This is a genomic window from Fibrobacter sp., from assembly GCF_045131395.1.
In the GTDB taxonomy this organism is placed as follows: Bacteria; Fibrobacterota; Fibrobacteria; order Fibrobacterales; family Fibrobacteraceae; genus Fibrobacter.
Genome location: NZ_JBGUQY010000049.1, coordinates 69,775 through 92,269, shown reverse-complemented (window position 1 = coordinate 92,269; position 22,495 = coordinate 69,775). Strand labels below are relative to the sequence as shown.

Here is a 22,495-nt window from a genome sequence, read left to right as displayed (position 1 = left end):
GTGGCAATGGAAAAGCAGCTCCGCTTCGCAATCCGCGAAGGTGGCCGTACCGTTGGCGCTGGCTCCGTAACCGAAATCATCAAGTAAGGAATTATCATGGCTGGTGAACGCATTCGTATTCGCTTGAAGAGCTTCGATCATCGTATGATCGACCGCTCTGCTCAAGACATCGTGAATACAGCTAAGAACACTGGGGCACGCATTGCCGGCCCCATCCCTCTTCCGACGAAGATCCAGAAGTATACGGTGATTCGCTCTCCGCATATCGACAAGACTTCCCGTGAACAGTTCGAATCCCGTACGCACAAGCGTCTTATCGACATCCTTGATGCTACGCCGCAGACTGTAGATTCCCTCATGAAACTTGACTTGCCGGCAGGCGTTGAAGTCGAAATTAAGGTTTAATAACAATGAACGGTATTCTCGCAAAGAAATTGGGAATGACCCAAGTGTTCACGGAACAGGGCGAACGCGTTCCTGTAACGGTTCTCGAAGCCGGTCCGTGCGTGGTCGTTTGCCATAAGACAGAAGAGAAGGACGGCTACACTGCTGTCCAGATCGGCTTTGGTCTCAAGAAAGAACAGCGCGCCAACAAGGCAGAAATCGGCCACTTCAAGAAGGCTGATGTCGCTGTTCGTGAACACCTCGCTGAATTCGATGTCGCTGATCTCGAAGCCTGGCCGGTTGGCAAGGAATTCGGTGCAGCTGACTTCGCCGATGTGAAGACGGTGAACGTCTCTGGCCTCTCCAAGGGTCACGGCTTCTCCGGTACCATCAAGCGCCATAACTTCCACAGCGGTCCTCGTTCTCACGGTACGCACAACATGCGCGAACCGGGTGGTACGTCCGCTCACTCTTATCCGGGCCGCGTTTTCCCGGGCAAGCGTATGGCCGGTCAGTTCGGTAACAAGAAAGTGACCGTGAAGCACCTCCAGGTCGTCAAGGTTGACGGCGACCGCAACCTGATCTTTGTCCGCGGCGCAGTTCCCGGTGCAAAGAACAGCATCATCGTGGTGAGGAAAGACTAATGGCTACAGCAAAGCTTTTCGCCGCTACTGGCGATTTCAAGAATGATATTCAGCTCCCGGCCATGTTCGATCAGGAAGTCAACAAGGTCTGCATGTATTTGCATATCAAGGCTATTCTGAACAACAACCGTCAAGGCACTGCCCAGACCAAGAACAAGTCCGCCGTTAGCGGTGGTGGTCAGAAGCCCTGGAAGCAGAAGGGTACGGGTCGCGCCCGCTCCGGTCAGAACACCTCCGCTGTGTGGGTTCGCGGTGCCAAGGCTCACGGTCCGAAGTCCCATGACTACTTTGAAAAGGTGAACAAGAAGGTCAAGAAGATCGCTTTCCGCTCTGCTCTCGCTGCTAAGGCTGCCGAAGGCAAGGTGCAGGTGTTCGAAGCTCTCGCTTTCAACGCCCCGAAGACCAAGGATCTCCTCGCCGTCCTCAACAAGGCCGGTCTCGAACAGCGCAACGCTCTCTTCCTCGTGAGCGAAGCTGACAAGAACCTTTACCTGTCTTCTAACAACATTCCTTGGTGCCGTTGCGCTCGCGTTGCCGATGTCAACACTTACGACATCGTTCGCGCCAACAACGTCGTCATCTCCCAGGCAGCTCTCGCCGAACTGGAAGGAGGCCGCTAATGAGTGAACTTCACGAAATTCTCGTTGCACCGCACATTACCGAAGCTACCGCCCGTCTGATGGCTGCTTCTCGCAATGACGTGCACAAGTATGTATTCAAGGTTGCCAAGACCGCAACGAAGACCGAGATCAAGGACGCTATCGAAAAGCGTTTCGGCGTCAAGGTTGATTCCGTCAACACCCTTATCAACCGCGGCAAGATGAAGCGCGTTCGTATGGGCATGGTCGCCGGCAAGAAGTCCAACTGGAAGAAGGCCTACATCACGCTTAAGGCCGGGCAAAAGATTGCCGAGTTCGAAGGAGTATAATCATGGGTCTGAAGTCTTATCGCCCGCTTACCCCGACGCTGCGCTACAAGCAGATTGGTGACCGCAAGGAAATCACTGCGGATAAGCCGTACAAGCCGCTCACCGAAGGCATCAAGCGTAGCTCCGGCCGTAACAACGCCGGTGAAATCACCTCCCGCCGTCGCGGTGGTGGTCACAAGAAACTGTATCGTATCATCGATTTCAAGCGTCAGTTTGCTGGCATTCCCTGCACTGTCGAAACGATCGAATACGATCCGAACCGTACAGCTCGTATCGCCCTGGTCAAGTACCAGAACGGCAAGCGCTGCTACATCGTCGCCCCGGCTGATGTCAAGGTTGGCGATGTGCTGAATTCTGGCGAAGGTGCCGAATTCCGCGTGGGTAACGCTATTCCTCTCCGCGATATTCCGCTGAACACCATTATCCACAACATCGAAATGAAACCGGGCAAGGGCGCTCAGATCGCTCGTTCCGCAGGTGCCGGTGCAGAACTCGTCGCTAAAGACGGCAAGCTCTGCCAGGTCAAGCTCCCGAGTGGCGAAGTTCGCTACATTCCGGAAGATTGCCTCGCCGTCGTGGGTCAGGTTTCCAATATCGATCACATGAATGAATCCTCGGGTTCTGCAGGCCGCTCTCGCTGGCTCGGCATTCGCCCGTCTGTCCGCGGTGTCGTTATGAACCCGGTCGATCACCCCCTTGGTGGTGGTGAAGGTCGTACCTCTGGTGGTCGTCATCCGTGCTCTCCTTGGGGTAAGAACTCTAAGGGTGCCAAAACTCGTAACAATAAGCGTACCGATAGATTCATCGTACGTCGTCGTCAGAAGAGGGCCTAATTCATGTCTAGATCCCTTAAGAAAGGTGCTTTCGTGGATTCCCACGTTATGACCAAAGCCCAGGCTATGGCCGGTTCCGACAAGAAACAGGCTATCAAGACCTGGTCCCGTCGTTCCACCATCATTCCTGATATGGTCGGACTTACGTTCTCCGTCTATAATGGCAAGCAGTTCATCCCCGTGTACGTGACCGAAAACATGGTCGGCCACAAGCTGGGTGAATTCTCCATGACCCGTACTTTCCGCGGTCACCGTAAGACTGAAACCGCTGCTGGAGGAAAGAAATAATGCAAGCTGTTGCTAAAGTGAAAAACGTCCGTTACGGCGTTCGCAAGCTCCGTCGCGTTGTCGACCTGGTTCGCGGCAAGTCCGTTGCAGAAGCATTCGCAATGCTTTCTATTCTCCACACGCAGACCAAGGGTGCTCCGCTGGTCGAAAATGCTCTGAAGTCCGCTGTCGCTAACTTCAAGCAGAAGGCCGCTGGTGCCGTTGCCGCCGAAGAACTGGTCGTCAAGACCATCACTGCCGACGGTGGTTCCATCATGAAGCGTATCCACCCCCGTTCCCAGGGCCGTGCTTTCCGTATCGAAAAGCCGCTCTCTCACATCACAGTCGTTGTGGCCAACAAGGAGTAATTACAATGGGTCAGAAAACTCATCCGAATGGTCTTCGTCTTGGCGTTATCCGCGGCTGGGAATCCAAGTGGTATGCCGAAGACAAGTTTGCCGATCTTCTCTATGAAGACATCGTGCTCCGCCGTTACTTGATGAAGCGTTTTGAACATGCCTCCCTTTCCAAGGTCGGCATCGAACGCACCGTCAAGAAGGTGAACGTGAACCTCTTCACTGCCCGTCCGGGTATCGTGATCGGCCGTAAGGGCGAAGAATTGGAAAAGCTCAAGGGCGAACTCCAGTTCCTCACCGGTAAAGAAATCTATATTAACGTCCAGGAAATCAAGCGCCCGGAAACGGATGCCAAGCTGGTTGCCGAAAACATCGCTCGTCAGCTCGAAAAGCGTATTTCCTTCCGTCGTGCCATGAAGCGCGCCATCCAGTCCGCTATGCGTATGGGTGTGGAAGGTATCAAGGTGCAGTGCGGCGGCCGCCTCGGTGGTGCTGAAATTGCCCGCGTCGAAAAGTATGCTGAAGGCCGCGTGCCTCTGCACACTCTCCGCGCCGACATCGATTACGCGACTGCCATTGCTAAGACCGTTTATGGTTCCATCGGTATCAAGGTGTGGATCATGCACGGCGAAAAGATTGGCAAGGACGTCATGAACGATAACAAGAGAGAGAAGTAATTATGCTGAGTCCTAAAAGAACATTACATCGTAAGCAGATGAAAGGCCGCATGAAGGGCGTCGCCTCCCGCGGCAACTCCATCGCCTTCGGCGAATTCGGCATTCAGGCTCTCGAAAAGTGCTGGCTCACCGCTCGCCAGATCGAAGCAGCTCGTATCGCCATGACCCGTAAGATCAAGCGTGGTGGCCGTGTGTGGATCCGCGTGTTCCCCGACAAGCCGATCACCCGTCACCCTGCAGAAGCTCGTATGGGTAAGGGTAAGGGCGCTGTCGAATTCTGGGCAGCCGTCATCCTCCCGGGTCGCATCATTTTCGAAATGGGTGGTGTTGAACGTGAACTGGCCATGGAAGCTCTCCATGTCGCAGCACAGAAGCTCCCCCTCAAGTGCAAAATCATCGAAGAATCGGAGATCTAATGAAGGCACGTGAATTAAAGGAACTGGGCGTTGACCAGCTCAAGGAAAAACTGGCTCAGTTGAATCTCGATTTGTTCAATTACCGTATGGCTGCTAAGCTCGGTAACTTGGAAAAACCCTCTTCGATCCGCAATACCCGTAAGGATATTGCTAGGGTCAAGACCATCCTCACCGAAAAGGCCAAGGCATAAGCCGGGCAGGAGCAGGAAATGGATAGAAACCTTCGTAAGGTAAAGCAGGGTGTCGTTTCTTCCGACAAGATGGATAAAACCATCACTGTCGTGGTTGAAAACCGTAAGCGTCACCCGGTGTACAACAAGATCATGACCACCACCAAGAAGCTCAAGGCTCACGATGAAAACAACGAAGCCGGTGAAGGCGACCTGGTGGAAATCATGGAAACTCGTCCGCTCTCTGCAACGAAGCGTTGGCGCCTCGTTCGCATTGTAGCTAAGAAGAAATAATCGTTTTGGAGTAAGGCGAATATGATTCAAGAAGAAACCAGACTCGTCGTGGCCGATAACAGTGGAGCCAAGGAAGTCGCCTGCATCCGCGTTTTGGGTGGCACCAACCGTCGCTATGCCAGCATCGGTGATGTCATCAAGGTTGCCGTCAAGGACGCAATCCCCCAGAGCAAGGTGAAGAAGGGTTCCGTAGCTGACGCCGTCGTCGTGCGCACTCGCAAAGAAATTGCCCGTCCGGATGGCACGTTCATCCGTTTCTCGGACAACGCCGTGGTTCTCATCAACAAGGATGGCGAACCTCGTGGAACCCGTATTTTTGGACCGGTGGCTCGTGAGCTCCGCGACAAGAAATACATGAAGATCATCTCCCTCGCACCTGAGGTTCTCTAATGGCAAACATCAAGAAGAATGATAACGTCAAGGTGATTTCCGGTGCCAACAAGGGCAAGACCGGCACCGTGATTAGTGTCAAGGGCGGTAAGGTGACCGTTTCGGGCGTGAATGTCCGCAAGCGTCATGAAAAGCCGTCCCAGACCAATCAGACTGGTGGCATCATCGAAAAGGAACTGCCGATCGACATTTCCAACGTGATGCTCCTCGAAGGCAACACTCCTGTCCGTACCCGTATCGTGCGCGAAGCCGGCAAGAAGGCTTCCCGCGTGAGCGTCAAGTCCGGCAAGGCTATCTAGAGGTAACACATGAACCAGATGAAGCAATTTTATCTCGAAAAAGTAGTTCCGGCCTTGCAGCAGAAGTTTGCTTACAAGAACGTGATGGAAATTCCCCGCCTCCAGAAGATCGTGCTCAACATGGGTGTCGGCGCTGCCGCCTCCAACCGCAAGATCCTGGATGAAGCCGTTGACACTCTGACTGCTATTACCGGTCAGAAGGCTGTCGTCACCAACGCCAAGAAGGCTATCGCTCAGTTCCATCTGCGCGAAGGCATCGGCATCGGTGCTAAGGTCACTCTCCATGGCGACAACATGTGGGACTTCCTCTTCCGTTTCATCAACATCGACCTCCCGCGTGTCCGTGACTTCCGTGGTCTCGCACGCCGTGGCTTTGATGGCATGGGTAACTTTACCCTCGGCATCAAGGAACAGACGATCTTTGTTGAAATCGACATTGACAAGATTTCTCGTACCTTCGGTATGGACATCTCCTTCGTGACCTCTGCAAAGACTGACGAAGAAGGCCGCGCCCTGCTCGAAGAACTTGGACTCCCCTTCAGGAAGTAAGGTAATACCATGGCAAGCAGAAGAATGATTGAAAAATGCAAGCGTACTCCGAAGTATACCGTTCGTGGGTACAACCGTTGCAAGCGTTGCGGTAGGCCGCACGCCTTTATGCGCCGCTTTGGCCTTTGCCGTATTTGCTTCCGCGAAATGGCACTCGCCGGCGAAATCCCCGGTATCACAAAGTCGTCTTGGTAAGGAGAGTATACTCATGGCAATGACAGATCCTATCGCCGATATGCTCACCCGTATCCGCAATGCCGCTTCGGCAAAGCTCCCCGTGGTGGACATTCCTGCCAGCAACTTGAAGCGTGAAATCGCTCGCGTGTTGCAGGAAAAAGGTTTCATTAAAAAGTTCGTCGTCGTTGAAGACGGTAAGCAGGGCGTTCTCAAGGTCCTCCTCCGCTACACGAAGGGCGAATCCGCTATCCAGGGCCTCCAGCGCGTTTCTTCGCCTGGTCTGCGCCACTACGTCGACGCTGCTAAGCTTCCGCGTGTCCGTAACGGCCTTGGCTATGCTATCATCTCCACATCTAAAGGCGTGATGACCGACCACGAAGCCCGCAAGGAAAACGTGGGTGGCGAAGTCATCGCAAAGGTATGGTAAAGATGTCCCGTATCGGTAAAGCTATTATCAATATCCCGGCTGGCGTCAAGGTTGCCGTCAACGGTCAGAACATCAAGGTGGAAGGTCCTCTCGGCAAGCTCGAAACCGACGTCCACGAACTGATTGCAATCAAGCTCGAAGGCAACCAGCTTTCCTTCTCTCGTCCTGACGATCAGAAGTTCACCCGTGCTATCCACGGCACTACCCGCGCTCTCGTTGCCAACATGGTCGAAGGCGTCACCAAGGGTTTCCAGAAGACGCTCGAAATCGTCGGCGTTGGCTACCGTGTGGAACAGAAGGGCAAGGACCTCAACTTGGTTCTCGGCTTCTCTCACCCGGTCATCTTCAAGGCTCCCGAAGGTGTCGAACTCAAGGCTGTTGACCCGCTGAAGATCTCCATCAAGGGCATCGACAAGCAGAAGGTTGGCCAGGCTGCGGCAGAAATCCGCAAGTACCGTCGTCCTGAACCGTATAAGGGCAAGGGCATCAAGTACGAAGGCGAAATTGTCCGTCGTAAGCAAGGTAAGAAGACAGGTAAATAAGGGTAAACTATGACTGCAATTGCTAAGAAAAGAATCCAGTCCAGAATCGCACGCCACGAACGTGTGCGCAAGTCTGTTGTCGGAACTGCAGAATGCCCTCGTTTGGCTGTTCGCCGTTCCTTGTCTCACATGGTCGCCCAGATTATCGATGACGAAAACAACAAGTCTCTCGTCCAGCTCACCACGACTGCCAAGGAATTCCAGGCTAAGTTCGGTGAAATGACGAAGTCGGAACAGAGCAAGCAGCTCGGTATCCAGATTGCTGAAGTCGCGAAGTCCAAGGGCATTGAATCCGTGGTCTTTGACCGCGGCGGTTACATCTATCACGGTCGCGTTCAGGCTCTCGCTGAGGGAGCTCGTGAAGGCGGACTCAAATTCTAGTGAGGTACACTTTGGAACGCGAAGCTCAAGTTTCTGAATTTGAAGACAAGGTTGTACACATCAACCGTTGCGCTAAGACCGTCAAGGGCGGTCGCCGTATGTCCTTCTCCGCTCTCGTTGTCGTTGGCAACAAGAACGGCAAGGTCGGTGTTGGTCTCGGTAAGGCTAAGGAAGTTTCCGAAGCTATCCGTAAGGGTACCGAAGCCGCCCAGCGTAACATCGTTGAAGTGCAGCTCCTCGACGGCACCATTCCCCACGACATCGAAGTCAAGAGCGGCGCTACCCGCATCCTCTTGATGCCGGCTGCTCCGGGTACTGGTGTTATCGCCGGTGCCGCTGCCCGTGCCGTTCTCGAACTGGCCGGTGTGCGCAACATCCTCACCAAGATTCACGGTTCTTCCAACCCGAGCACTGTCGTGAGCGCCTGCCTCGAAGGTCTCTTGGCTCAGAAGAACAAACAGGACTGCGCCGCTCTCCGCGGTGCCAATGCCTAAGGAGTAATACACGATGAAGAAAGTTCGTATTACTTTGATTAAGGGTACTGTCCGCCGTCTCCCGATGCACCGCGCTAACGTGGCTGCTCTCGGCCTCCGTAAGATCGGACAGTCTGTTGAACACGTTTTGACCCCCAGCATCCAGGGCATGATCAATGCCGTGGCTGACATGGTGAAGGTCGAGGAGATCTAAGATGGAACTCAATACTCTCAATCCTGGCAAGGCTGCCAAGGGCAAGAGCCGCAAGCGCATTGGTCGCGGTCCGGGTTCCGGTTGGGGCACCACCGCTGGTCGTGGCCAGAAGGGTGCCGGCGCTCGTAAGAGTGCTCAGGCCGGTCGCGTCGCCTTCGAAGGCGGCCAGATGCCGATCCACCGTCGTATCCCGAAGCGTGGCTTCAAGTCTCACTTCGCCAAGGACACGCAGATCGTTAACCTCAAGAAGCTCGCTTCTTGCAGCGTGACGGACTTCGACGCCCAGGCAATGTTTGACCAGGGTTTCATCAAGAACATCGAACTGCCTATCAAGGTCCTCGCATTCGGTACCATCGACAAGGCTATCAATGTAAAGGTTAACGCTATCAGCGAAAAGGCTAAGGCCATGATCGAAGCTGCTGGCGGCAAAGTCGAGATCGTCTAATGGAAGCTCTCAAGAAAGCCCTTGATGCGTTCGCTAATGCGTTTAAGATCGAAGACCTGCGTAAAAAGCTTCTTTTTACGCTTGGTGTTCTGATCATCTATCGCCTTGGCGCACACATCACTATCCCCGGAGTGAATTCTGCCGTTCTGGCGGAGTTCTTCCGTAACTCGAATAATTTGTTCGGCCTGTATGACTCCTTCACGGGCGGTGCCTTTGCTAAGGCAACCATCTTCGCCCTGGGTATCATGCCCTACATCAGTGCATCCATCATTATCCAGTTGATGGGTTCCGTTATCCCGGCTATCCAGATGTTGCAGAAGGAAGGCCAGGAAGGGCGCGCCAAGCTGAACCAATATACCCGTTACTTTACGGTAGCTCTCGCTGCCTTGCAGGGATGGGGCATTTCTGTGTGGCTTTCGTCCCTTAAGGTGACAACCGCTACCGGTGCCGGAGTGTCTGTCTTGGCTGATGACTTCGCTACGGGCGCCGGAAACATCGGTTTCCGTTTACTAGCTACCCTGACCTTCACCGCCGGTACGATCTTCGTGATGTACCTGGGCGAGCAGATTACCTCGCATGGTGTTGGTAACGGTATTTCTCTTATCATCTTCGCCGGTATCGTCGGCGGCCTTCCGCGGGCTGCCCTTGCAGAATTCGAAATGTTTAAGGAAGACATCCAGCCCCTCGCTATCGAGATCTTTATCTTGGCAGTGGTGGTCTTGATTGTTGGCTTTATCGTATTCGTCGAGCAAGCGAACCGTCGCATTCCACTCCAAAGTCCTCGCAGGACTGTCGGTTCCAAGGTCGTGGGCGGCCAGTCCAGCTATTTGCCCTTCAAGGTGAATACCGCTGGCGTGATCCCCGTGATCTTTGCAAGCTGCATCATGTTCATTCCGGCCATGATCGCTTCCTGGTTCCCGAACGTTTCTGCGATGCAGTCCTTTGCGGCTGCGTTCATCCCGGGTCACATTACCTATAGTGTGATCTTCGCTCTCCTGATTATATTCTTCACCTACTTCTATACGGCAATTCAGTACAACCCTAACGATATTGCCGAAAACCTCAAGAGAAGTGGTGGATTTATTCCGGGAATCCGTCCGGGTAACGAAACTGCAAAGTACATAGATCACGTTTTGACGAGAATTTCTTTGCCTGGGTCCCTTTTCCTCGCTTTAATTAGCGTCGGACCCCTCCATTTGAAAGACGCACTCAATATGAGTTTCTATATTGGGGGCACCTCGGTACTTATCGTGGTCGGTGTGGCGCTGGATACGCTCCGTCAACTCGAAGCCCAGTTGCATACCAAGAATTATGAAGGTTTCCTCAAGCATGGCCGCATTCGCGGCAGGATGGCGTCTTAGTGGCTAAAGAAGAAGGAATACAAGTAGAAGGTGTTGTGTTGGAAGCTCTCCCCAACGCTTTCTTCCGTGTCCAACTCGGAAATGGCCACGAGATTCTCGCTCATGTTTCAGGAAAAATGCGTCGGCATTTCATTCGAATTTTGCCGGACGACAAAGTGTTGGTAGAGATTTCTCCCTACGATCTCAATCGTGGGCGAATCACATACCGTTACAAGTAATAGGTATTTTCAAAGAAAGGTCAAACCTATGAAAATCAAAGCCTCCATCAAACCCAGATGTGAAAACTGCAAGATCATCCGCCGTAAGGGTGTATTGCGCATCATCTGTTCGAAGAACCCCCGTCACAAGCAGAAGCAGGGATAAGGAGATCGTATGGCACGTATCGCTGGTGTCGATTTACCGAAAAACAAGACTGTTGAATACGGTCTGACGGCAATCTATGGTGTCGGTCTGTTCACCGCTAACAAGGTCTGTGCTCAGCTGGGCATCGACAAGAACAAGAAGTGTGACGACCTGACTGAAGAAGAACAAGGTAAGATTCGTCATCTCCTCGAAGACGAATACTCTGTGGAAGGTCAGCTCCGCGCAGAAATCACCTTGAACATTAAGCGTCTGCAGGATATTGGCTGCTACCGTGGCCTCCGCCACCGCAAGGGTCTCCCCGTTCGCGGTCAGCGCTCCCGTACCAATGCCCGCACTCGTAAGGGCCCCAAGAAGACTGTGGCTAACAAGAAGAAGTAAGGAGATTCATCGTGGCTGAAGAAGAAATTAAGGAAACTGCTGCCGCTGCCGAAGCTCCGGTCGCTGCTGCTACAGAAGAAAAGGTCAAGAAGGGCAAGAAGCGTATTGACATCCAGGGCATTGCCTGCGTGTTCGCTTCCTTCAACAATACAATCGTTTCTATCACCGATGCTCGTGGCAACGTGGTAGCTTGGGGCTCTCCGGGTAACTCCGGTTTCAAGGGCTCTCGCAAGAGCACTCCGTTTGCTGCCCAGCTCGCCGCTGAAGTCGCTGCCCACAAGGCTTTCGACCTCGGTATGCGCAAGGTAGATGTCCGCGTCAAGGGTGCAGGTGGCGGTCGTGAATCCGCTGTCCGTGCTATCAAGAATGCGGGCCTCGAAGTTCTCTCTATTCGAGACGTGACGGGCGTTCCGCACAATGGTTGCCGTCCTAAAAAGAAGAGAAGAGTCTAATTAAAAGAGGTATCGCCAATGATGTGGAAATCACTTCAGATGCCGCGCAGCTTCCAGAAAGTGGAAACCGGCGAAGACGGTCGCTACGCCAAGTTTGTCGTAGAGGCTTTGGAACGTGGCTGGGGTATTACCCTCGGTAACGCCCTCCGTCGCTCGCTCCTTTCCTCTCTGCAGGGTGCGGCTATTGTCTCCGTGAAAATTGAAGGCGTCGATAAGGAATTCTCGACGATTCCGGGTGTGAAGGAAGATGTCACTGACATTATCCTGAATCTCAAGAGCATCCGCGTGAAGCTCCTGTCCGACCACGACGAAACGCTCCGCCTGGACATGTCCGGCGAAGGCGAAGTCACGGCCAAGGACTTCATGGATAATCCGAATGTCGCCATCCTGACTCCGGATGTCCATATCGCTACTTTGAACGGTAACGCATCGCTCTCCCTGGAAGTGAAGATTTCCAGCGGTCGCGGCTACGTCACTGCCGACGAATTGAAGGACAAGGACGCTCCGATTGGCGTGATCGCCATGGACGCCAACTTCAACCCGGTGCAGAAAGTCGCGATGCACATCAGCGATACCCGCGTTGGCCAGAAGACGGACTACAACCGTCTGGAACTGGAAATCACGACTGACGGTTCCATTGATCCGGAAGACGCTCTTGCATACGCTGCAAAGCTCCTCATGGACCACTTGGAAATCTTCATCAACTTCGAAGGCGATCTCGAAAGCCCCGAAGAACTTGAAATGGATGAAGAACGTCAGCGTATCGCCCAGCTCCTGCGCACCCGCGTGGACGATCTGGAACTCTCCGTTCGCTCCAGCAACTGCCTCCGTATGGCTAACATCCATACCGTTGGCGAACTTGTGCGCAACAAGGAAAACGATATGCTTAAATACAAGAACTTCGGTCGGAAGTCCTTGGTGGAACTTAACGAGGTGTTGACCTCCATGGGCCTCTCTTTTGGCATGGACGTCGATGACTACTTGAAGGATTAAACATGAGACACGGTGTAAAAAACAAGAAATTGGGCGTTAACGCTCAGCACAAGCGTGCCATCCTCCGCGCTCTTACCACTTCTATTCTTGAGAAGGGCATGGAAGCCGAGCAGAGCAACCGCTACGTGCGCACTACTCTCCACAAGGCTAAGCTCGTCCGCAGCTGCGTGGATCGCATGATCACTTATGCAAAGAAGGGTGACCTTTCTGCACGTCGTGAAGCTTCTCGCTTCGTGATGAGCCCGAAGGCTGTGCAGGACCTGTTCGCAACGATCGGTCCTCGCTATGCTGGCCGTAACGGCGGCTACACCCGCATCATCAAGCTCGGCCCGAACCGCGCTGGTGACGCTTCCGAAATGGCTCTCGTCGGTCTCGTCGAAGACGAAATCGTCGTGAAGACCAAGAAGGCTGCCGAACCTGCCAAGTCCGAAGCTGTGAGCATGGTCGAAGGCGAAAGCAAGGCATAATTGATCTTTGCAAAAAAGATTGAAGAAGGGGTCCGACTCATGTGAGCCGGGCCTTTTTTGTTGCCTTGGTGGCTTGCTCTAATTTTTTTTTGTATTTTTATAAGACCTTTATCCATTTTGAAAGCTACTTTTCTATGCGCCATTTTCTAGCGATTGTACTATTTATGGTCGGGGCCGTTTTTGCGGAAAACACCCCCTATATTAATTTGACTGCGGAAAATGCAGCGTCGATGCAGCGTAGCTCCGCAACGCTTACGCCGAGCTATGCTGAGAATCCGGTGGATTCCACGTACCTGTTGGGACCGGGTGATTTTTTGGATATCGGTCTTGAGAATAACTATCTGACTGTGCAGATTTATCCGGACGGCGGCGTGGCCATTGAGGAATGCGGCTCGGTAAATGTGTTGGGTAAGACTCTTGCCGAAGCACGTGAAATGATTCTGGACCTTGTGTCCAAGCGTTACAAACGCGAATACTGCTTTGTACAACTTGCTGTTCTGAAAAAGTTCCGCGTGAATGCCATGGGTGCCATTCCCCTGGTGGGCCAGCAGCTGGTTGAACCGCAGACCCGTCTGAGTTATTTTCTTCGTCAGGTGGGTGGTACCTTGCCCAATGCCAATACCGAAGACATAATGGTTTTCCGCGGTAAAGATACTTTGCACATCAATTACTCCGCCATGAGTTCGAAGGGCCTGTTTGAAGATGACGTGATGCTCGAACAGGGCGACCGTGTCTTTGTGCCTTTTGTCGAAATGGGTGACAATGTGGTGTTGATCTTTCCGGGGTACAGGACTAGTGTAGCTTATCAGCAGGACCGTACCTTGCAGGACTATTTTGAACTTTCCGGCGGCACCCGCATGCATAATTTTGGCTACAAGGCACTCTGTGTCCGTGAACCGGGTCAGAAGCCGAAGTGGATTACGCTTTCCGAAATGAAGCAAACGAAGGTCGCTCCTAATACCGAGGTTGAATTCTCGGTTCAAGAGATGCTTGTTTATGTCGGTGGCGCAGTCAATATCTTGGGCCGCTATCCCTATGACCCCTCTTGGCATGCGCTGGATTACGCTGCTGCAGCCGGTATCAATACCAATACGGGTACCTGGCGCCAGATTAGGGTGTGGCGCGGCAAGAAGCCTGAACCCCTTTCTCTGAGCGTGACTGAAGACCAGATTTTGCCGGGGGACTATATTGAAGTTCCCAAGAGTCATTACGAATCGTTTAAGGATTTTACGTTGTTCCTCGCATCGCTTTTGACGGTGATTTCTTCGGCATTCATTATTTACGTGAACTACAAGTAGTTTTATGGAAAAGCAAGAATCTGTTGGTCTTGTAGAAGTTTGCCTTCGGTTGTTGAACAACAACCTGAAGCATTTCAAGCTGTGTCTCTTTATAGTTCTTTTGCCTACCCTTGCGGCCTTCGTTGCCGTCATGTGGCTGATCAAGCCCATATACGGGGCTTCGGCTATTGTGACTCCTCCTCCTGCGTCGAACGACGTTCTTGGTAACGTGAGTTCCATGGTGGGCGGAATGTCTGGCATGGGTACTCTCCTGGGTTTTTCGAACAGCAACGAAGACGTGAACGCCGTTTGGACCATTTTCAATTCTTGGGAAATTCATGACCAGGTTATCAAAGAATTCAACCTGGCGGACCATTACAAGTTTGAAGGCAAGTTCCATGCGGATTTGCTCAAGGAGTTCCGTAAGAACTTCAATGTGGAATTCAACACGGAAGACATGTTTTCTGTTTCTATTGAAGACGAGGATTATAAGCTCGCGGCAAAGATGGTGTCCTTCATTCTTGCCAAGGCGGATTCGGCCTTTAACGCCTTCAAGACTTCGCAGGCAAGGCAGTCCAGAGAGTATTTCCAGAGCAGGCTTGATTCCTGCGAAAGGAATATCGATTCCCTGCTCAAGGACTTTGTCCAGTTCCAGGTGGACAATAACTTTTACGATCCGGGAATCCAGATGGAATCTACGATCAAGTACTTGAGCGAACTCCAGGCGAAGCGCGAGGAAGTTGCCATAGAGCTTGCCTACGAAAAAGCGGATCGTGGTGAAGACAGCAAACGGTACAACGAACTTTCCAAGCGTTACCGGGGGGTTAATTCCGCCCTGAATAGCACCTTGAAGGGGCGCCATGAGAATTTGGGCATGGTGACTTTGAAAAAATCACCGGCTTTGGCTGCGGAGTATATGCGCCGCGAAACGGAAATTCGTGTGCAGGAAGCCATGTACAAGCTGCTGAGGCAGCAGAGCGAACAGATGCGCATGGAAGAAGCGAAGATGCTTACGAACTTGCATATTTTGGAACCGCCTTGGGAAAATGACAAGAAGGTCCGTCCGAGACGAGGCATTATCCTGATGTTCACGGTGTTTGTCTCGTTCCTGTTGGCAACCTTGCTTGCTAACCTCATTGAATTCATGCGTGTCGAAAAAGAGAAGAAATCTGGCGCTGCCGCTGAATGGGATTTCTTTGTCAAGAAACTGACGTTCTGGCGTCGGTAAGACTTTGCTATGGAAACCTTAATGGCCTCTCCGGAGTCGTGCGTCATGTTCGCACTGGCTGTGGTAGTTGTGTTGGTTGTTTCTTTCTACAAAGCTGATTTCTTTCGTCCGTCAGTCCTGTATTTCTTTGTGCAGATGGTTATGCTCGGGGTGGCTTATCTCAAGCTCGTTCCGGCGATGACTGATTTTAAGTTGACCACTTGGCTTGTCTGGGGTGGTGGCCTTATGGCCTTTATCGGCGGTTCGGTGCTTACGGAGATGGTGTGGACTTCCAAGGGTGGGGCACGCATGCCGCAGACCTTTAAGCTGCACGGTGAATATAACTGGACGACGCATTTTTTTGCAAGCTTTCTGGCCTTTGCCTATTTTATGATAGGAGTAATCGGCATTGTCTCGGTGGTGGGCTCCCTGATCATATTTGCAGATAGGCCTTCGCTGTGGCTTTCCGGTATAGATAGCCCTGTCCTGAAGTTTTCGGATTTCTTTATGTCCGGCGCGATGGTTGTCGGGCTCTTTTCGGTGTCGTCTTTCAAGTCGCTCAACCCTGTGCGCTGGGTGCGTTACGCCTCTAGGTTCATGGTTGTCTTTACGATGGTCCTTAGCTTTATGGCGTTCCCGAACCGCGGCATCAACATGCTTTGCTTAGGAATGTTCCTGCTGTTGTTCAACTATTTGCATGGTCGGTTTACCTGGAAGACGCTCAGTTTCGTGGTTGTCTTTATTGTGATTTTCTTTGTGGTGGTGGCTTCGCTGAAAGGTCAATACGGTGATGATTCTGCCGAAGACTTGATGAAGAACAAGATGGTGCAAAAGATTGCGCTGTTGCCTTACATGTATGTGGCGAACAACTATTGGAACTTAGATTACGCATTGAACCAGCCTGTGGATGCCAGTGAACACGAATGGACCTATGGCATGGATGCGTTCTACGGAATAACGCAAATGTTTCGTGTTGGCGACGGTTTGCGTTCGAGCTTTGGATGGGATTCGCCCTTTAACGAAAGTTCCGTGAAGGTGAAGAGCCTGAACACGATTCCCTTCTTGTGGGATGCCTACAAGGATTTTGGGTTGCTTGGAATATTCTTTGAACCCTTCTTCTTTGGAATCCTGTTCACATGGATGTACCGCCGCATGGCGGTGGCGAAGACGCCCTTGGGAATTCTCGTTACGTGCGTGTTCCTGATGTGGATCGTTTTCTGGAATTTTACGACTGGCTATAAGCAGAGCATGTACTGGGTCTGGATGGGCTTTTTCGCCCTTGTTTGTACCCTCAGTTCCGGAAAGGGTATTTTACCAATGAAGAGCGCCCCTGCGCAGATAGTGGACCAGAAGAAAGACACTGATGACAGCGTCGCCGGTCAAGGCGAATAGGGGAATGTAGCTGTTGGGCAGAAGCATGCCCGCGCTGGTGCAGGCCACTACGTTACAGAGGCCTGCAGAACTTACGATAATGGCATAGGTCCAGACGGCCTTGTTTTTCAGGAGGCCCGAAATCATGGAAGTTCGGGCGGCTTGGAATAGGAGCGTGAAAGAAAGGATTCTTAAGATGGCGGCGCTGCAGGAGAGAGAATCTTCGGTCCAGTTGACGGCAAAGAAAAACAGCTGCAGGAACTGCGAAGGGAAAAGCCAAAGGGGTATAGAGCATGTCGCGATGAAGGCCGTAAAGATCAGGATTTCCTTGATGTGGATGTTCTTGTCTTTTGACAGGTGCTGGTTTACTAGGTTCGACGAAATAAAGTGCACCATGATGCCGGAACAGAGTATCAGGATCTTGTGTCCGAAATTGTAGGCGCTCAGGAATTCAGCCGAAGCGAAACGGTCGGCGACGTAGAGGCCCACGGGGATGTAGGCGAATGTTGCAAATCCCGAAATGGCGTAGGGTACGCCTGCCTTGAGCATAAGGGCGACAAAATGGATGGTTTGACGCGTAAACCGTAATAGGGATGTGTTGATGGCCTGGCTTACTCCGAAGAAGAATGCGGGGAGTGCGGCAATGACCATGGCAAGTGCGATATATTCGATTTTGTTGACCTTTAAATAAAGGAGAGCGAATCCCATAACGGTCATGTACGAAATGGAATGCAGTAGCTTGGAAAGGAAAAGTTTTTTCCAGAATTTACCGCAAATGAAATACCAGTCGAAGAAGGCGTGCTGGAACAGCAGCCCGAAAGTGAGAATCAGTTCGCCGTAGAATATGGGATGGTCGTGCCTGGCGACGATGGCGAAGATGGCCATGATGACTGCTGTGGTCATGGTGCATATGAGGCGCAACTGAAGGACGTTTTTGAAAAGGGTGCCTGATGTGGCGCGGTACCCGAAAAAGGCGAGAATCAATGTGCTCATGCCAAAATCGGCAATGGAGCAGAATATGGAATAGTCTGTTTGCAGGAGACCAAAAAATCCGTATTCGGAGTGCCCGAGATTTTTAGCGATAAAGTTCTGTACGAAGAACGAGATTCCTTGAATGAGGAAATTTACGGCAGCGATGAATACGCCGATTTTTATGTTGCTAAAGACTTGGGGCACGATGCGAAAGATAAAAGATTTTGCAGAACGCGTCATCGGTATAGTTTTGTATATTTGATATATGGGAATACTTCAAGGTCAAAGTTTATTCTTTAAGCCGGGACCGCCAGCTGAACCGGGAAAAGCTTACGTGCCGCTGGTCGATTTTTTGTTGAAAGAAGTTCGCGGTGAATCTGTCTTGGATATTGGTGGTGGTCGTGGTGCTTACGCTCTGGAATTAAAAAAAGCCGGTTACGACACTGTGGTTGCTGACATTAACGCCAAGTCTTTGGAGGTGGCTGTGGCCAACGGGCTGAAGACGAAACTTCTTGATGTGGGCGAGTCTGTTGGCGAAAAAGTGGCGGATACGGTCACCTTGGTAGAAGTTCTTGAACATGTTGATGACCCGAAGGCTTTTTTGCAGAATGCCATTTTGGCTGCCCGAAAGCGAGTTCTTTTTACTCTTCCGTGTACAGAATCTTTTGAAGAACTGTTTCCGATAGGCCTTTCCTATGCGCATATCGCCGTTTCGGATCATTTGTGGCATTTTTCTTATTCTGAAATGAAATCCTTGCTCGATTCTATCGGCATGCCGTATCGTCTTGAAATGGGGGATTACCTGTTCCCGCATATGTCCATGGTTACCTTGCGTCAAAGCATGAAGGGCCCGTTGGGATACTTGGCGATGCTTCCATTGCGTATTGCGAATCGTCTGGGGCTTGTGCCTAAAAAATATCCGTCCCGTTTTTACGGGGTTATCGAAATTTTGTAACCTCTGTAGCCCAATTTTTTTCTAATTTTGGGTGCAAAATCGCGAGAGTGGCGGAATTGGCAGACGCACCAGACTTAGGATCTGGCACTTCGGTGTGAGGGTTCGACTCCCTCCTCTCGCATGTTTTTCAATACCTTTTTAACAGACTCTCGGAGTTCATATGAGCGTAGAAATCAAAGAAACAAGCGCAACCGTGCGCACCCTCGAAATCACCATCCCGCAGGCAGACCTCACTGCTCCCTTCGAAAAGAAGCTGGGCCAGTACAAGAAGCAGGTCTCCATGAAGGGTTTCCGCCAGGGCATGGTGCCGAAGGCAATGATCCTGAAGCAGTTCGGCGGCGCTATCCGTCAGGAAGCCGTGGACGAAGTTGTCAACAAGCTCGTTCAGGACGCTCTCAAGAATGCAAATATCATCCCCGTCGGCCAGATGAAGGTCGTGGATTTCAAGGACGACAAGGAAAACGACATCGCACTTAAGGTGGAAGTCGAAATGGATCCTGAAATCGATATCAAGGGCTATGCCGACACGGGCGTTACCGTTCCGGAAACCGCCGTCCACGAAGAAGAAGTCAAGGAAGAATATGACCGCTTGATCCAGATGTGGAGCAAGGACGAACATGTGGACCGTGCTGCCGCCAAGGGCGACGTGGTCGTGGGTAACTACCTCGAAGTGATTATCGACGGCGAAAAGCAGGAACTCCCGGAAAACAAGGAATTCCGTAGCCTCCTCGGTCAGTCCGCTTCTCCGGGATTCGACGAAGGCCTCACCGGTGCATCTGCCGGCGAAACCAAGGAAATCAACTTCAAGTACCCCGATGACCACAAGGACGAACGCTATCGCGGCAAGACCGCTCAGTTCAAGGTGGAAGTCACCGACGTGCGCACCATCGTTCCGCCCACCATGGACGAAGAATTCTGCAAGCAGATCGGCGTGAAGGACGTTGAAGAATTGAAGAGCAACCTCGCCGAAGGCCTCGCTAGCCAGAAGCAGGACGCCGCCAAGAACAAGGCTATCAACGAAGCTCTCGACAAGATTATCGAAGCCAACCCGTTCGAAGTGCCGAAGGCTCGCGTCTATGACCTGATCAAGTGGACCCTGAACCGCAACGCCCAGAGCGAAAAGGACGTGGTGGAACCGACCGAAGAACAGCTGAACGGTCTCACTCCGGAAGCTATCCGCGAAATCAAGAAGCACCGCATTCTCGACTTTATTGCAACTAAAGAAAAGATCAAGCCGTCGCAGGCTAACGTTGATGAACGCCTGAAGCAGATGGCCGCCGCCTACCATGTGGACTTTGAAACCCTCAAGGGCCACTTCCGTCAGTCCGGCCGCATCAACCAGCTCCGCGATGAACTCCGCGTTCAGATGGCTGCCGACTTCATCGTCGGTATCCGCCCGGCTGCTGAAGAAAACAAGTAAGAGGTAAACTGAATGATCATCCCTACCGTCATTGAGACCACCGGACGCGGTGAACGCGCCTACGATATCTACTCCCGTCTCCTCAAGGAACGCATTATCTTCTTGGGCACGCCGATTAACGACGAAGTGGCGAACAACGTCATGGCCCAGCTGATTTTCCTTGAATACGAGAATCCGGAAAAGGATATCACGCTGTACATTAACAGCCCGGGTGGTTACGTGTCGGCAGGGCTTGCCATTTATGACACCATGCAGCATGTTCGCCCCAATATCGCGACCATCTGCATTGGTAACTGCGCCTCGATGGCTGCGGTGTTGCTTGCGGCAGGTACCAAGGGCAAGCGCTATGCGCTCCCGCATTCTCGCATTATGCTTCACCAGCCGTCGGGTGCTGCTACCGGTCAGTCTACCGATATCCAGATTACCGCAAAAGAAATCGTGCGCACCAAGGAAACCTTGGCCGAAATCGTCGCCAAGCATACCGGCAAGTCCATTGACGAAGTCCGTGAAAAGACCGACCGCGATTTCTATATGGGCCCCGAAGAAGCAAAGGCCTTCGGCGTTATCGACGAAATCTTTGTTCCGCGTAAAGAGGAAATTTAATGTATCGTAGCGGGAAAAATCACCCGACTGTGGTTTGCAGTTTTTGCGGCAAGCCCGCAGAACGCGTCGAGAAGATGATTACGGGCGCAGGCGTTCAGATTTGTAGCGACTGCGTTGCCATGTGTCACCGCATTATCGAAGAAGACCGTGCCCGCGCCAGGCAGGAATCTGCCGCTGCCGAGGCCTCTTCCAAGCCCCTCCCGCTACCTACCGAAATCAAGGCCCACCTGGACGAATACGTCATCGGCCAGGACCAGGCAAAGACCGCCCTCTCTGTAGCTGTGTATAACCACTATAAGCGTCTGCGTTACAAGCAGGCCCACCCCGATGCACAAGAAGTGGAAAAGTCCAACTTGCTCCTGGTGGGTCCCACTGGTTCGGGCAAGACCCTTCTGGCCCAGACCATGGCACGCTTCCTGGACGTCCCCTTTACCATTGCTGACGCTACCGTGCTGACTGAAGCCGGCTACGTGGGCGAAGACGTGGACAGCATCATCGTGCGCCTGTTGCAGGCGGCTGATTACGACGTGGCCCGCGCCGAACGCGGTATCATCTTTATCGACGAAATTGACAAGATTGCCCGTAAGACTGCCAACCCCTCCATTACCCGCGACGTGAGCGGCGAAGGCGTGCAGCAGGGTCTTTTGAAGCTTTTGGAAGGTACGGTTGCCGCAGTGCCGCCGAAGGGTGGCCGTAAGCACCCGGAACAGCCGCTGGTGCAGGTGAACACCAAGAACATCCTGTTCATTTGCGGTGGCGCCTTCGAAACGCTCGACAAGATTATTTCCCGCCGCGTGAATACGGGCGGCATGGGTTTCGGCGCCGACATCCGCAGTGCCGAAGAAAATTCCCTGACAGAACTTTTCAAGCTCCTGGAACCTGATGACTTGATCCAGTTCGGCTTGATTCCCGAAATTGTGGGCCGTTTGCCCGTTGCCGTGGCTCTCGAAGAGCTCGACGAAGCAGCCCTCCTGAATATTTTGACTCAGCCGAAGAACGCCCTTGTGAAGCAGTACAAGAGCCTGTTCGAAATGGACGGTATCGAGCTGAAGTTCGAAGACGACGCCCTCAAGGAAATCGTCCGCGAAACCATGGCCCGCAAGACAGGTGCTCGCGGCCTCCGTTCCGTGATGGAAAAGACCTTGCAGAAGGCCATGTTTGAAATGCCGGGTTCCGGCAACAAGCAGTACGTGGTGACCGCAGAAATTGTGAAGAGCGGCTTGCAGGCTCCTTCGGAGAAGAAGTCTGAATCTGCCAAGAAGAGCCGCAAGAAGGCATCTTAAAACGAAAAAACTCGTTATAAATCGCTGGCTTACACAATGTCAGAATTAAATCGTGAATCCATGGTGGAATTCTTCGGTGAAGAAGAATTCAAGAAGTTGTGCAATCATGAGGCGGGGCACGCCCTGATTGCGTATCTGTTCAAGCGCCCGCTGGAATACGTGAAGATGGACATGTCCAAGGAACGTCCGGGCATTACCCACATTGCTGGAAGCGAGCTGGAAGGCGATGCCCACATCGCCATGGCGGGGCACTTGGCGGAATTCCTGATGCGCAAGGATTTCGCTTGCGACCTGGATACGGTCATGAAGGATTTGCCGGCGGAGCTTTACAAGAGCGATCCGGATTACCAGCGCTTTCAGGCGGCCTGCTATTACTTTCAGCTGGCGGAAACCAGCGTGGTGGAGCAGGATTTTAACATTCTGATGGCCTGCCGCAAGTCCCTTTGCGGAATTGCAAACGCATTGAACGAACGGCTCTATTTGAGCCGTAGCGATATCGAAGAAATCTTGAAGGGAAACTCGTAGTT

Annotated in this window: 38 protein-coding genes and 1 tRNA gene; 38 read left to right on the top strand and 1 reads right to left on the bottom strand. The window is 52.4% G+C overall.

The features are described from left to right. The 32 genes from ACJMNB_RS13940 to ACJMNB_RS13785 form a co-directional block, all read left to right on the top strand. Window positions 1-87, top strand: an 87-nt coding sequence (locus tag ACJMNB_RS13940; RefSeq protein WP_405333124.1) for a hypothetical protein, incomplete at its 5' end; no start/stop codon positions are given. Between the two features lie 9 nt (window positions 88-96). Further along, a complete protein-coding gene (gene rpsJ / locus ACJMNB_RS13935) occupies window positions 97-405 on the top strand; it encodes a 30S ribosomal protein S10 (protein WP_088626645.1) in 309 nt (102 codons plus the stop codon). A gap of 5 nt (window positions 406-410) precedes the next feature. Beyond that, window positions 411-1,028 (top strand): 50S ribosomal protein L3, encoded by a 618-nt coding sequence (rplC, locus tag ACJMNB_RS13930; RefSeq protein ID WP_072799936.1) that lies wholly within the window; start codon window positions 411-413, stop codon window positions 1,026-1,028. Then, window positions 1,028-1,648, top strand: a complete 621-nt coding sequence (gene rplD / locus ACJMNB_RS13925; RefSeq protein ID WP_073057022.1) for a 50S ribosomal protein L4 — start codon at window positions 1,028-1,030, stop codon at window positions 1,646-1,648. The genes rplC and rplD overlap by 1 nt, the downstream gene beginning before the upstream one ends. Next, on the top strand, window positions 1,648-1,956 hold the full coding sequence (rplW, locus tag ACJMNB_RS13920) for a 50S ribosomal protein L23 (protein ID WP_072799938.1): 309 nt from the start codon (window positions 1,648-1,650) through the stop codon (window positions 1,954-1,956). Before rplD ends, rplW begins: the two co-directional genes overlap by 1 nt. Before the next feature lie 2 nt (window positions 1,957-1,958). After that, entirely contained in the window at window positions 1,959-2,789 is an 831-nt protein-coding gene (gene rplB / locus ACJMNB_RS13915) for a 50S ribosomal protein L2 (RefSeq protein WP_405343480.1), read from the top strand. A 3-nt stretch (window positions 2,790-2,792) separates the two neighbouring features. Next, window positions 2,793-3,077 (top strand): 30S ribosomal protein S19, encoded by a 285-nt coding sequence (rpsS, locus tag ACJMNB_RS13910; protein ID WP_072799940.1) that lies wholly within the window; start codon window positions 2,793-2,795, stop codon window positions 3,075-3,077. Continuing rightward, entirely contained in the window at window positions 3,077-3,424 is a 348-nt protein-coding gene (gene rplV, locus ACJMNB_RS13905) for a 50S ribosomal protein L22 (RefSeq protein WP_405343478.1), read from the top strand. Before rpsS ends, rplV begins: the two co-directional genes overlap by 1 nt. A 5-nt stretch (window positions 3,425-3,429) precedes the next feature. Further along, window positions 3,430-4,089, top strand: a complete 660-nt coding sequence (rpsC, locus tag ACJMNB_RS13900) for a 30S ribosomal protein S3 (RefSeq protein WP_072799942.1) — start codon at window positions 3,430-3,432, stop codon at window positions 4,087-4,089. 2 nt (window positions 4,090-4,091) lie between these two features. After that, entirely contained in the window at window positions 4,092-4,505 is a 414-nt protein-coding gene (rplP, locus tag ACJMNB_RS13895; RefSeq protein ID WP_405343475.1) for a 50S ribosomal protein L16, read from the top strand. Then, window positions 4,505-4,696: a 50S ribosomal protein L29 gene (gene rpmC / locus ACJMNB_RS13890; RefSeq protein ID WP_072799944.1), complete on the top strand. Its 192-nt coding sequence runs from the start codon at window positions 4,505-4,507 to the stop codon at window positions 4,694-4,696. The genes rplP and rpmC overlap by 1 nt, the downstream gene beginning before the upstream one ends. An 18-nt stretch (window positions 4,697-4,714) precedes the next feature. Further along, window positions 4,715-4,969: a 30S ribosomal protein S17 gene (gene rpsQ / locus ACJMNB_RS13885; protein WP_072799945.1), complete on the top strand. Its 255-nt coding sequence runs from the start codon at window positions 4,715-4,717 to the stop codon at window positions 4,967-4,969. A 21-nt stretch (window positions 4,970-4,990) separates the two neighbouring features. Next, complete coding sequence (gene rplN, locus ACJMNB_RS13880; protein WP_072799946.1) at window positions 4,991-5,359, top strand: 50S ribosomal protein L14; 369 nt, start codon at window positions 4,991-4,993, stop codon at window positions 5,357-5,359. Further along, complete coding sequence (gene rplX / locus ACJMNB_RS13875; protein ID WP_072799947.1) at window positions 5,359-5,658, top strand: 50S ribosomal protein L24; 300 nt, start codon at window positions 5,359-5,361, stop codon at window positions 5,656-5,658. The genes rplN and rplX overlap by 1 nt, the downstream gene beginning before the upstream one ends. 9 nt (window positions 5,659-5,667) lie before the next feature. Continuing rightward, complete coding sequence (gene rplE, locus ACJMNB_RS13870) at window positions 5,668-6,207, top strand: 50S ribosomal protein L5 (RefSeq protein ID WP_073322857.1); 540 nt, start codon at window positions 5,668-5,670, stop codon at window positions 6,205-6,207. A 9-nt stretch (window positions 6,208-6,216) separates the two neighbouring features. Further along, window positions 6,217-6,402: a type Z 30S ribosomal protein S14 gene (locus ACJMNB_RS13865; protein ID WP_014546106.1), complete on the top strand. Its 186-nt coding sequence runs from the start codon at window positions 6,217-6,219 to the stop codon at window positions 6,400-6,402. Window positions 6,403-6,415: 13 nt separating this feature from the next. Beyond that, window positions 6,416-6,811 carry a 30S ribosomal protein S8 gene (gene rpsH, locus ACJMNB_RS13860; protein WP_405343472.1) on the top strand — a complete coding sequence of 132 codons (396 nt, stop codon included), beginning with the start codon at window positions 6,416-6,418 and terminating at the stop codon, window positions 6,809-6,811. A 2-nt stretch (window positions 6,812-6,813) separates the two neighbouring features. Beyond that, window positions 6,814-7,353 carry a 50S ribosomal protein L6 gene (gene rplF, locus ACJMNB_RS13855; RefSeq protein WP_405343483.1) on the top strand — a complete coding sequence of 180 codons (540 nt, stop codon included), beginning with the start codon at window positions 6,814-6,816 and terminating at the stop codon, window positions 7,351-7,353. Window positions 7,354-7,362: 9 nt separating this feature from the next. Beyond that, entirely contained in the window at window positions 7,363-7,734 is a 372-nt protein-coding gene (rplR, locus tag ACJMNB_RS13850; protein WP_072799951.1) for a 50S ribosomal protein L18, read from the top strand. A gap of 11 nt (window positions 7,735-7,745) precedes the next feature. Next, a complete protein-coding gene (rpsE, locus tag ACJMNB_RS13845) occupies window positions 7,746-8,228 on the top strand; it encodes a 30S ribosomal protein S5 (RefSeq protein ID WP_072799952.1) in 483 nt (160 codons plus the stop codon). Between the two features lie 13 nt (window positions 8,229-8,241). Continuing rightward, window positions 8,242-8,421 (top strand): 50S ribosomal protein L30, encoded by a 180-nt coding sequence (gene rpmD, locus ACJMNB_RS13840; RefSeq protein WP_072799953.1) that lies wholly within the window; start codon window positions 8,242-8,244, stop codon window positions 8,419-8,421. A 1-nt stretch (window position 8,422) separates the two neighbouring features. Further along, window positions 8,423-8,866: a 50S ribosomal protein L15 gene (gene rplO, locus ACJMNB_RS13835; RefSeq protein ID WP_072799954.1), complete on the top strand. Its 444-nt coding sequence runs from the start codon at window positions 8,423-8,425 to the stop codon at window positions 8,864-8,866. Continuing rightward, window positions 8,866-10,227 (top strand): preprotein translocase subunit SecY, encoded by a 1,362-nt coding sequence (gene secY / locus ACJMNB_RS13830; RefSeq protein WP_072799955.1) that lies wholly within the window; start codon window positions 8,866-8,868, stop codon window positions 10,225-10,227. The genes rplO and secY overlap by 1 nt, the downstream gene beginning before the upstream one ends. Next, window positions 10,227-10,445: a translation initiation factor IF-1 gene (infA, locus tag ACJMNB_RS13825; protein ID WP_014546098.1), complete on the top strand. Its 219-nt coding sequence runs from the start codon at window positions 10,227-10,229 to the stop codon at window positions 10,443-10,445. Before secY ends, infA begins: the two co-directional genes overlap by 1 nt. Before the next feature lie 28 nt (window positions 10,446-10,473). Further along, a complete protein-coding gene (gene rpmJ, locus ACJMNB_RS13820) occupies window positions 10,474-10,590 on the top strand; it encodes a 50S ribosomal protein L36 (protein ID WP_014546097.1) in 117 nt (38 codons plus the stop codon). Between the two features lie 9 nt (window positions 10,591-10,599). Beyond that, complete coding sequence (gene rpsM / locus ACJMNB_RS13815; RefSeq protein ID WP_073057038.1) at window positions 10,600-10,968, top strand: 30S ribosomal protein S13; 369 nt, start codon at window positions 10,600-10,602, stop codon at window positions 10,966-10,968. Window positions 10,969-10,979: 11 nt separating this feature from the next. Then, complete coding sequence (gene rpsK, locus ACJMNB_RS13810; protein WP_083564584.1) at window positions 10,980-11,420, top strand: 30S ribosomal protein S11; 441 nt, start codon at window positions 10,980-10,982, stop codon at window positions 11,418-11,420. A gap of 18 nt (window positions 11,421-11,438) precedes the next feature. Further along, window positions 11,439-12,413, top strand: coding sequence for a DNA-directed RNA polymerase subunit alpha (locus ACJMNB_RS13805; RefSeq protein WP_072799957.1), 975 nt, complete (start codon window positions 11,439-11,441; stop codon window positions 12,411-12,413). 2 nt (window positions 12,414-12,415) lie between these two features. Further along, window positions 12,416-12,880 carry a 50S ribosomal protein L17 gene (rplQ, locus tag ACJMNB_RS13800; RefSeq protein ID WP_163438762.1) on the top strand — a complete coding sequence of 155 codons (465 nt, stop codon included), beginning with the start codon at window positions 12,416-12,418 and terminating at the stop codon, window positions 12,878-12,880. Window positions 12,881-13,044: 164 nt separating this feature from the next. Next, window positions 13,045-14,178 carry a polysaccharide biosynthesis/export family protein gene (locus ACJMNB_RS13795; RefSeq protein WP_405343468.1) on the top strand — a complete coding sequence of 378 codons (1,134 nt, stop codon included), beginning with the start codon at window positions 13,045-13,047 and terminating at the stop codon, window positions 14,176-14,178. A 4-nt stretch (window positions 14,179-14,182) separates the two neighbouring features. Next, window positions 14,183-15,385 (top strand): GumC family protein, encoded by a 1,203-nt coding sequence (locus ACJMNB_RS13790; RefSeq protein WP_405343466.1) that lies wholly within the window; start codon window positions 14,183-14,185, stop codon window positions 15,383-15,385. Window positions 15,386-15,394: 9 nt separating this feature from the next. Further along, entirely contained in the window at window positions 15,395-16,756 is a 1,362-nt protein-coding gene (locus tag ACJMNB_RS13785; protein ID WP_405343465.1) for an O-antigen polymerase, read from the top strand. On the opposite strand, the gene ACJMNB_RS13780 is transcribed toward ACJMNB_RS13785, so the two are convergent. Continuing rightward, window positions 16,676-17,911, bottom strand: a complete 1,236-nt coding sequence (locus ACJMNB_RS13780) for an oligosaccharide flippase family protein (RefSeq protein ID WP_405343463.1) — start codon at window positions 17,909-17,911, stop codon at window positions 16,676-16,678. The two genes, ACJMNB_RS13785 and ACJMNB_RS13780, sit on opposite strands and share 81 nt — an antisense overlap. A 61-nt stretch (window positions 17,912-17,972) precedes the next feature. On the opposite strand from ACJMNB_RS13780, the gene ACJMNB_RS13775 reads away from it, so the two are divergent. The 6 genes from ACJMNB_RS13775 (at window position 17,973) to ACJMNB_RS13750 (ending at window position 22,493) form a co-directional block, all read left to right on the top strand. After that, the gene (locus tag ACJMNB_RS13775) at window positions 17,973-18,662 is read left to right on the top strand and encodes a class I SAM-dependent methyltransferase (RefSeq protein ID WP_405343461.1); all 690 of its coding nucleotides are present in this window, start codon (window positions 17,973-17,975) and stop codon (window positions 18,660-18,662) included. 41 nt (window positions 18,663-18,703) lie between these two features. After that, window positions 18,704-18,783 (top strand) — tRNA-Leu (locus tag ACJMNB_RS13770). 39 nt (window positions 18,784-18,822) lie between these two features. Next, the gene (tig, locus tag ACJMNB_RS13765) at window positions 18,823-20,082 is read left to right on the top strand and encodes a trigger factor (protein WP_405343459.1); all 1,260 of its coding nucleotides are present in this window, start codon (window positions 18,823-18,825) and stop codon (window positions 20,080-20,082) included. Window positions 20,083-20,094: 12 nt separating this feature from the next. Next, entirely contained in the window at window positions 20,095-20,685 is a 591-nt protein-coding gene (locus ACJMNB_RS13760) for an ATP-dependent Clp protease proteolytic subunit (protein WP_405343457.1), read from the top strand. Continuing rightward, a complete protein-coding gene (gene clpX, locus ACJMNB_RS13755) occupies window positions 20,685-21,968 on the top strand; it encodes an ATP-dependent Clp protease ATP-binding subunit ClpX (RefSeq protein ID WP_405343455.1) in 1,284 nt (427 codons plus the stop codon). Before ACJMNB_RS13760 ends, clpX begins: the two co-directional genes overlap by 1 nt. 36 nt (window positions 21,969-22,004) lie before the next feature. Beyond that, window positions 22,005-22,493: a hypothetical protein gene (locus ACJMNB_RS13750; RefSeq protein ID WP_405343453.1), complete on the top strand. Its 489-nt coding sequence runs from the start codon at window positions 22,005-22,007 to the stop codon at window positions 22,491-22,493. The last annotated feature ends 2 nt before the right edge of the window (window positions 22,494-22,495 follow it).

Excerpts from the sequence above, each read along its gene's own strand:
- rpsJ (WP_088626645.1), top strand. The coding sequence starts at position 97 with ATGGCTGGTGAACGCATTCGTATTCGCTTGAAGAGCTTCGATCATCGT.
- ACJMNB_RS13775 (WP_405343461.1), top strand. The coding sequence starts at position 17,973 with ATGGGAATACTTCAAGGTCAAAGTTTATTCTTTAAGCCGGGACCGCCA.
- rpsS (WP_072799940.1), top strand. The coding sequence starts at position 2,793 with ATGTCTAGATCCCTTAAGAAAGGTGCTTTCGTGGATTCCCACGTTATG.
- rpmJ (WP_014546097.1), top strand. The coding sequence starts at position 10,474 with ATGAAAATCAAAGCCTCCATCAAACCCAGATGTGAAAACTGCAAGATC.
- rpsQ (WP_072799945.1), top strand. The coding sequence starts at position 4,715 with ATGGATAGAAACCTTCGTAAGGTAAAGCAGGGTGTCGTTTCTTCCGAC.
- rpmD (WP_072799953.1), top strand. The coding sequence starts at position 8,242 with ATGAAGAAAGTTCGTATTACTTTGATTAAGGGTACTGTCCGCCGTCTC.
- rplC (WP_072799936.1), top strand. The coding sequence starts at position 411 with ATGAACGGTATTCTCGCAAAGAAATTGGGAATGACCCAAGTGTTCACG.
- rpsM (WP_073057038.1), top strand. The coding sequence starts at position 10,600 with ATGGCACGTATCGCTGGTGTCGATTTACCGAAAAACAAGACTGTTGAA.
- ACJMNB_RS13795 (WP_405343468.1), top strand. The coding sequence starts at position 13,045 with ATGGTCGGGGCCGTTTTTGCGGAAAACACCCCCTATATTAATTTGACT.
- rpsH (WP_405343472.1), top strand. The coding sequence starts at position 6,416 with ATGGCAATGACAGATCCTATCGCCGATATGCTCACCCGTATCCGCAAT.
- rplE (WP_073322857.1), top strand. The coding sequence starts at position 5,668 with ATGAACCAGATGAAGCAATTTTATCTCGAAAAAGTAGTTCCGGCCTTG.
- rplD (WP_073057022.1), top strand. The coding sequence starts at position 1,028 with ATGGCTACAGCAAAGCTTTTCGCCGCTACTGGCGATTTCAAGAATGAT.
- tig (WP_405343459.1), top strand. The coding sequence starts at position 18,823 with ATGAGCGTAGAAATCAAAGAAACAAGCGCAACCGTGCGCACCCTCGAA.
- secY (WP_072799955.1), top strand. The coding sequence starts at position 8,866 with ATGGAAGCTCTCAAGAAAGCCCTTGATGCGTTCGCTAATGCGTTTAAG.
- rplP (WP_405343475.1), top strand. The coding sequence starts at position 4,092 with ATGCTGAGTCCTAAAAGAACATTACATCGTAAGCAGATGAAAGGCCGC.
- rplF (WP_405343483.1), top strand. The coding sequence starts at position 6,814 with ATGTCCCGTATCGGTAAAGCTATTATCAATATCCCGGCTGGCGTCAAG.
- rplX (WP_072799947.1), top strand. The coding sequence starts at position 5,359 with ATGGCAAACATCAAGAAGAATGATAACGTCAAGGTGATTTCCGGTGCC.
- ACJMNB_RS13760 (WP_405343457.1), top strand. The coding sequence starts at position 20,095 with ATGATCATCCCTACCGTCATTGAGACCACCGGACGCGGTGAACGCGCC.
- ACJMNB_RS13865 (WP_014546106.1), top strand. The coding sequence starts at position 6,217 with ATGGCAAGCAGAAGAATGATTGAAAAATGCAAGCGTACTCCGAAGTAT.
- rplW (WP_072799938.1), top strand. The coding sequence starts at position 1,648 with ATGAGTGAACTTCACGAAATTCTCGTTGCACCGCACATTACCGAAGCT.
- rplB (WP_405343480.1), top strand. The coding sequence starts at position 1,959 with ATGGGTCTGAAGTCTTATCGCCCGCTTACCCCGACGCTGCGCTACAAG.
- rplN (WP_072799946.1), top strand. The coding sequence starts at position 4,991 with ATGATTCAAGAAGAAACCAGACTCGTCGTGGCCGATAACAGTGGAGCC.
- rpmC (WP_072799944.1), top strand. The coding sequence starts at position 4,505 with ATGAAGGCACGTGAATTAAAGGAACTGGGCGTTGACCAGCTCAAGGAA.
- rplO (WP_072799954.1), top strand. The coding sequence starts at position 8,423 with ATGGAACTCAATACTCTCAATCCTGGCAAGGCTGCCAAGGGCAAGAGC.
- ACJMNB_RS13750 (WP_405343453.1), top strand. The coding sequence starts at position 22,005 with ATGTCAGAATTAAATCGTGAATCCATGGTGGAATTCTTCGGTGAAGAA.
- clpX (WP_405343455.1), top strand. The coding sequence starts at position 20,685 with ATGTATCGTAGCGGGAAAAATCACCCGACTGTGGTTTGCAGTTTTTGC.
- ACJMNB_RS13805 (WP_072799957.1), top strand. The coding sequence starts at position 11,439 with ATGATGTGGAAATCACTTCAGATGCCGCGCAGCTTCCAGAAAGTGGAA.
- rpsC (WP_072799942.1), top strand. The coding sequence starts at position 3,430 with ATGGGTCAGAAAACTCATCCGAATGGTCTTCGTCTTGGCGTTATCCGC.
- ACJMNB_RS13790 (WP_405343466.1), top strand. The coding sequence starts at position 14,183 with ATGGAAAAGCAAGAATCTGTTGGTCTTGTAGAAGTTTGCCTTCGGTTG.
- rplR (WP_072799951.1), top strand. The coding sequence starts at position 7,363 with ATGACTGCAATTGCTAAGAAAAGAATCCAGTCCAGAATCGCACGCCAC.
- rplV (WP_405343478.1), top strand. The coding sequence starts at position 3,077 with ATGCAAGCTGTTGCTAAAGTGAAAAACGTCCGTTACGGCGTTCGCAAG.
- ACJMNB_RS13785 (WP_405343465.1), top strand. The coding sequence starts at position 15,395 with ATGGAAACCTTAATGGCCTCTCCGGAGTCGTGCGTCATGTTCGCACTG.
- rplQ (WP_163438762.1), top strand. The coding sequence starts at position 12,416 with ATGAGACACGGTGTAAAAAACAAGAAATTGGGCGTTAACGCTCAGCAC.